At 49.8% G+C, this 6,850-nt stretch carries 4 protein-coding genes and 1 pseudogene; 3 read left to right on the plus strand and 2 right to left on the minus strand.

Annotated features, from left to right (window positions below; genetic code table 11):
* Nucleotides 1-24 precede the first annotated feature (24 nt).
* From WG89_RS26440 to rapA, 3 genes are all read left to right on the plus strand, one after another.
* A complete protein-coding gene (locus tag WG89_RS26440; RefSeq protein WP_153301844.1) occupies nucleotides 25-1,830 on the plus strand; it encodes a hypothetical protein in 1,806 nt (601 codons plus the stop codon).
* A 94-nt stretch (nucleotides 1,831-1,924) separates the two neighbouring features.
* The gene (locus tag WG89_RS26445) at nucleotides 1,925-2,209 is read left to right on the plus strand and encodes a YebG family protein (RefSeq protein WP_062270656.1); all 285 of its coding nucleotides are present in this window, start codon (nucleotides 1,925-1,927) and stop codon (nucleotides 2,207-2,209) included.
* A gap of 350 nt (nucleotides 2,210-2,559) precedes the next feature.
* On the plus strand, nucleotides 2,560-5,430 hold the full coding sequence (gene rapA, locus WG89_RS26450) for an RNA polymerase-associated protein RapA (RefSeq protein ID WP_062270657.1): 2,871 nt from the start codon (nucleotides 2,560-2,562) through the stop codon (nucleotides 5,428-5,430).
* 133 nt (nucleotides 5,431-5,563) lie between these two features.
* On the opposite strand, the gene WG89_RS26455 is transcribed toward rapA, so the two are convergent.
* Both WG89_RS26455 and WG89_RS32405 read right to left on the minus strand, forming a co-directional pair.
* Nucleotides 5,564-6,433, minus strand: a complete 870-nt coding sequence (locus WG89_RS26455) for a TraB/GumN family protein (protein ID WP_079254074.1) — start codon at nucleotides 6,431-6,433, stop codon at nucleotides 5,564-5,566.
* Nucleotides 6,434-6,729: 296 nt separating this feature from the next.
* Nucleotides 6,730-6,850 (minus strand): annotated as a pseudogene (locus WG89_RS32405) (IS5/IS1182 family transposase); the annotation flags it as partial.

The raw sequence follows: 6,850 nt of genomic DNA on the forward strand, positions 1-6,850 counted from the left end.
TAAGACATCTTTGGGATTCGCAGTATGCCCTCCAGACTCTGGCTTCTACCTCTATCACTGGGTGCCTCTCTTTCTATGGCCACCCCTCCTGAACCTCTGAAAGAAATGCCAGTAAGATACGAGCTGCGGGCATATTCCATTACTCCATCACAGTTTTTTGGCAGCTATGTTGATGTTAAAAATGCATCCCTGTCTTCTGAAACAGGAGCGCCCCTGCTGAAACGGAGCTTCGAGCCCTCAACCTTTGACCCCATGAGACATCAGTTCAAGGATTTCTGGTCTTCCAACCAAACCTATGTACCAGGTTGTCATATGCTCAATCAGGGCAGCTGGAACGTCTGGGACATGGTCAAGCACGGAGGCAAAAGTGACGACCAGTTTGGCAACGGCATTACCGTCAACAGCCCTGACAACCAGGGATCACCCAAAGATGTCATTTATTGCGATAACAACCTTCTGGCGCTGATTGAAAACGGAGAGCTTCTGGACACTCTGGATCTGAATGCCCACGATCCCGACGCCAGCCAGGAGAGAAGCCCTGCTTTTGTCGCATGGGCCGTTCAGTATCCGAACAACCTCTATATGGCTCGCGCCAACAGAGCTTATTCTGTTCAGATCGAAAATGGCAACACGTTAACTTTTAAGGATGTAAGGGAACAACGGTCAGCTGAGCTCGACTCCTTTGAATCGGTGAGTCATCGAATGGGGGTCCCTGACACGGGAGAGCTCAATAAATCGCTCTACAAAGAAAAACGATACGACCCGGTGGCCCAAGAAACCAATCGCCAGACCGGCTTCAGTGTCCATATCAATCAAAAAAGACAACCGTTCCTGGTTTTTACTCAACACGATCGCTTTGCTCAATTTGTTCGCGGCACCGTCAAACCTGCCATCATTCTGAAAATGCCATTGGATGAGGTGACTGGATTGTTTACCGACAGTGCAGCCATCACTCCTCTGGATCCGGCAATGGACATCATTAATACCCTGTCGGTGAGCTACGATGAAGCCAAAGAAGATCAGTGTTACCACAGGCTCTGCAAACTCTACGACTTTAACTACCAGGTGCTTAACTGGATAGCAGACTGGTCTGGTGCATACCCCAGGGCAATACTTTCCGGCCACAGATCCATAGAAGGTGACATTAGCAGTCCTACTTCCAACAGTTTGCTGGCTTATCACAACGATCTGAAGCAACATCGGGATGACATCGAAGACCGCATCGATTGCAGAACCCATCACAGCCACTGCCTGTCTTTAAACGAGCCCACAGCCAGTGGTAACGACTTCGTTGACTCGGATGAATTGTTTACCAGTGTTCAAGGATTCACTCACAACTTCCATGAACCTTTCTATTTCACATCAGAAACCCAACAAAAGCCGGCTCCTGCCCTGAAAAGCGGCAAAAAGGCCATCCTTTACTCCGGCAGTATTCCCTACGAACAGCTGGTGCGTTACGAAAAAGGCAGTAACAAAGCCAAGCCTAACGTCTGCAATGACTTGTTGGGTCTCGATTATCTGGGCCGGAACATCCACTTTGAAGCCGGTCGAGCCAGAGGGAGAACCAAGCTTCCCCCCTTCCAATATCCAGATGGCTCCCGGTTCGAATACCCTGCAGGTTATGAGATCTACACCTCAATACGCTCATTCAACCCTGCTGACAAAGGCTACAAGGAAGACAAAGCCAGATTGCTGCTTCGAATTCCCATGCCAGAATACGGTACACTCACGAAAAACTACTACGATGACTTTGCCATCGTCCCGGTCTGGCAGAATACCTACCAGAGCAATCAGAGCTCAGCAGATAGCGGCGCACATGATGAGCTTTGATTCAAAGCGCTGAAAAATCCCAAAGAAATGCCACTGGACACCGATACTGTATTTTTATACAGTATCATTAAACCAAGCCTGACAGGAGAGGGCCATGTCTATTACCCCCATGTGGCGAGTTGACCGGGATGGAAGCATGTTTACAGACAAAAAAGCCGCTGAAGAATACGATCGCATGCTGGAGCTGGCAGCCAATATTACCAGCCTGCTCGAAGACAGCTTTGAAATTGATGAAAACCTGGCGGAAGAGATCGGCCTGATGTTTGCCCGCAACAAGGAAGCCTTTGCCAAAGCTTTCAAAGGCAAACCGGACCTGGTTCTGAAGATTGGAAAAGCCTCCGAAGAAGACACCAGCACCGAGGATGAAGCAGCCGCCTGAAACAGCTCTACGCACTTTCCGAACAAAAGAGCGGAACTCTCAAATCCGCTCTGGTTCCCTGCTTAACGCCTTTTCCCAGCCTGAGGACCACTGTCCAGCGCCATTAAATACCCCTTGATTGCCACAAATTCAGCTACATATAGCCCTGTATGTATAAAAACCCGCCCTTCGAACTTTCATTCAGATAACAGGGTTTTTACCATAAACCACAGTGCTGGCGGCTATTTTCCGAGCCATCAGGGCAAGACAAGTCCGATACGTCCCGCCAAGTAGCACTTGTACTGGTTGCTAATACATCTAATTCCGCTAATATAGCGGCCTTTTTGTCTGGCAAGGTATGTAGTCACGACATGACGAGCTTCGTTCCTGGACAGCGCTGGATCAGTGACACCGAAACTGAACAAGGGTTAGGTACCGTTCTGACTTTCGACAGTCGCATGGTCACCTTATTGTTCCCCGCCACCGGTGAAACCCGGCTGTACTCCATTAATAACTGCCCCCTTTCAAGGGTGCAATTTAATCCTGGTGACAAGGTAGAAAGTCACGAAGGCTGGATCATGACGGTGACAGAAGTCATCGAGGAACATGGTCTGCTCCTCTATAAAGGTGTTTTGTCCGATGGTGAGCCCAAAGAGCTTCCCGAATCGGAACTGGGCAACTTTATCCATTTCAACAAGCCCCAGGACAGAATGCTGGCTGGTCAGATTGATCAGAACAGTAATTTCTCCCTGCGCTATAAAACGCTTCAGAACAATTGTCGCCTGCGCAGTTCTCACATGCGAGGACTGGTCGGAGCCCGCACAAGCCTGATTCCCCACCAGCTTCACATTGCCCGTGAAGTGTCAGGGCGTCATGCTCCCAGGGTGATGCTGGCCGACGAAGTCGGTATGGGTAAAACCATTGAAGCCGGCTTGATTCTGCATCAGCAACTGATTACTGAACGTGCACGTCGGGTGTTGATCCTGGTGCCGGAAACACTTCAGCATCAGTGGTTGGTAGAAATGCTGCGCCGCTTCAATCTTCACTTCAGCCTATTTGATGAAGAGCGCTGCCGTGCCATTGAAGATGAAAACCCGTTCGACTCTGAACAGCTGATTCTCTGCAGCCTGGACTTTCTGAGCAGTCACGAAGACCGTTTCCAGCAAGCTCTGGAAGTGGACTGGGATCTGCTGATCGTTGATGAAGCCCATCATCTGGTCTGGTCAGAAGAAGAACCCAGCCGTGAATATCAGGTCGTGGAAAGCCTGTCGGCCCAGATTCCCGGTCTGTTGTTGCTGACGGCAACGCCGGAACAAATGGGACCTGAGAGTCACTTCGCCCGTCTGCGCCTGCTGGACCCCGATCGTTTCCATGATCTGGCCACCTATCAGGAAGAAGAGAAGAGCTATGAACCTGTAGCTGAATCCGTTCAGGAACTTCTGGAAAATGATCATCTTCCAGAGGCTGCTTGTCAGCACCTGATCGGTTTCCTGGGTCAGGACTGCCAACCTCTGATCGACCTGATTAATACCGGTTCAGAAGAACAGAAAGAAGCGGCCCGTGATCAGTTGCTGCGCACTTTGCTGGATCGTCACGGCACCGGTCGTGTACTTTTCAGAAACACACGTGCAGCTGTCGGCGGCTTCCCGGGTCGGGTTGTTCAGGGTTACGCCCAGAAAATGCCCGAGCTCTATCAGATTGCCCAGGAAGAAGAGACTGAGGTTCGTGGTACTCTTTATCCTGAATTGGCCTATCAGGCTCACATCCGCGTGGATGACATGGACCCCTGGTGGAAAGTCGACCCTCGTATCGACTGGCTGATCAATCTGCTGAAACTGCTCAAAAAGCAAAAAGTGCTGGTGATCTGTGCCAACGCCAACACCGCACTGGACCTTGAAGACGCACTGAGAATCCTGTCAGGCATTCCTACCGCAGTATTCCATGAGAACATGAGCATTGTGGAAAGGGATCGCGCTGCCGCCTGGTTCGCCGACGAAGAGTACGGTGCCCAGGTGCTGGTCTGCTCGGAAATCGGCAGTGAAGGCCGTAACTTCCAGTTCGCGCACCATCTGGTTCTGTTCGATCTGCCGGCTCATCCTGATTTGCTGGAGCAGCGTATTGGTCGTCTGGATCGTATTGGTCAGACCGAGACCATCAAAATACATGTGCCGTATATTGAAGGGACCGGTCAGGAGCTGATGTTCCACTGGTACGATCAAGGCCTGAACGCTTTTGCGGACACCTGCCCTTCAGGCAGCATGGTCTATGAACAGCTCGGAGAAATATTTACCGAAGCACTGGCCCCGGAAAAGAAAACGACACTGGCTGACATTCAGCCATTGATCGAAGAGACTGCCGAGCTCAATGCCAAAATGAATGAGCACCTCCACAACGGTCGGGATCGCCTGCTGGAAATCAACTCCCGTGGCACCCTGTCCAGTGAAGATCTGATCAACGACATTGAAGAACAGGAAGAACCCAGACAGCTGAAACGCTATATGGAAAAACTGTTCGAAGGTTTTGGCGTTGAATCAGAAGATCATTCCAAGCATTGTCTGGTTGTACGTCCTGGCAGCCATATGGTGACCTCATTCCCGGGTCTGCCTGCCGATGGCATCACAGTCACCTTTGACCGTGATATGGCACTGTCTCGCGAAGACATGCACTTCCTTACCTGGGAGCATCCCATGGTCAGGGAAAGCATGGAGATGCTGCTAACCAGTGAAATGGGTAACACTTCGGTCGCCTTGTTGAAAAACAAAGCCCTGAAGCCGGGCACCATGCTGCTGGAAGCCATCTATGTGGTGGAAGCCACCGGAGAGAAAAAACTGCAACTGGATCGATACCTGCCAGCGACACCTATTCGCTGCCTGATTGACCCTGGCATGAATAACCTCTCTGAAAAAGTGGCCTTTGATACCCTGAATGCACAACTGCAGCCGATCAAGAAAGGCATGGCGAAAAAGCTGGTTAAAGCGCAACGGGAACCGATTCTGAGCATGCTGGGCAAAGCCGAGCAGGCAGCCAAGGAACAGGTTAACCCCATTGTGACCGAAGCCTGCAAAACCCTGCTGAGTAATGTCACAGAAGAGATCAAGCGACTGGCAGCACTGAAGGCTGTGAACCCGAACGTACGCGATGAAGAGATTGAACATCTGAAACTGCGTGCCGCTCTGGGTCACCAATGCCTGCAGAATGCCATGCTGAGACTCGATGGTTTGAGACTTATGATTGCCGGATGACGGCATTCAGGTATCAGACATGAAGAAATGCGGCTATCAGGCCGCATTTCTTTTTTCCAGAGCTGAGTATTGAAAATTTCTCACTCTGGTACTCGTTTCCTGAAGATAAAAGCCCTGGAATCAGGACGAACATTTAGCGGTACTTGGAGACGGTATAACCTTTCTCTTTCAGTTGATCCAGAAGCCCCTGCTCTCCAGTTAAATGGGCTGCCCCCACCAACACCAGCTCTTTCTTTGAATCTTTCAACAACCGTTCGATCTTGGGCATCCAGTTATTATTGCGCTCCACCAGCAGGCTTTGATACACCTCTGGAAAGTTGTCTTTTAAGGGTTTATTGGCTGCATTGTACAATGCCTGTTCATCGCCAGACTTCCAGGCATCAGACACGGCTCCCATCATTTCCGGCAGCTCCTTAACATCACTCAGGGTCTGCAGAATCAACTCATCTTCATTCCCTTCCCCCATGGAACTCAGAAAGTCGACCTGCTGACTGACCGTTTCAAGCCCAATGATGTTTTTATTATCTTCTTCAGCCTTCCTGGAAAAATAATCTTCAACACCGGGGGCGGTCATGCCCAGCTTTTGCAATTCCGTTACAGAGATAATCAGACTCACCATCTGGGGTTTAAACATAGCCAGATGATCAAGGTTCATACCCTGAGTTTTTGCATAGCTCTGCAGTGCTTTATAGGTATCTTCAGACAGCTGGCCTTTCAGATTTTGCCCTTGGGGCAACATCATAGCCCTGCCGATTTCCTGCTGCAGCTGCACCTCAGACTGCGGATTGAGGTCGATCTCCAGGACCAGAGAGTCGGCTTCGTTGTAGGCTTTTTCAAATTCGGCAGGTAGCGGGTAGTCACTTTCTTTCAATAAGTGGATAGTACCGCCCAGTAATATAGACTGATCGCCTTTACTGACTTGCCAAATGGATGTGTCAGCGAACAGTGGCTGACAAACGAGAAGAGACAATACGACTATATGTCTACAAATCCTTGTGATCATTTTCTTTTTCCCGGGTACAGCTTAGGATTTGTCTCGAAATAACTTCCCGGTTTACATAGGGATTCCGTTCACCCTGAGCTTGTCGAAGGGTCGTGGCATTGGGCTTCGACAGGCTCAGCCCGAACGGGTTGAGAAGGGTTCCACAAGGAAATTATTTCAGGACTATTCCTTAAGGAACCTGCGAATAACCTCTAATTTACTTCCCTTCTTGAATCGAGTTCGAAGTAGGACTGAAATCAGAGGTCTCAACCCCTTATTTGTATGATATTTAGCCACTTTCGTGACTTCAGGGCGGACTAACCCTGTGCCCGGATCATTTGATCCAGTCGAACAATATTCGCCAGGGCAAATAAAGTAGACAGTTTATTGTCATTCTTCTTCAAACCTCGATACCTGGCTTTTATAAATCCAAATTGA

It is taken from the genome of Endozoicomonas arenosclerae (assembly GCF_001562015.1).
GTDB lineage: Bacteria > Pseudomonadota > Gammaproteobacteria > Pseudomonadales > Endozoicomonadaceae > Endozoicomonas_A > Endozoicomonas_A arenosclerae.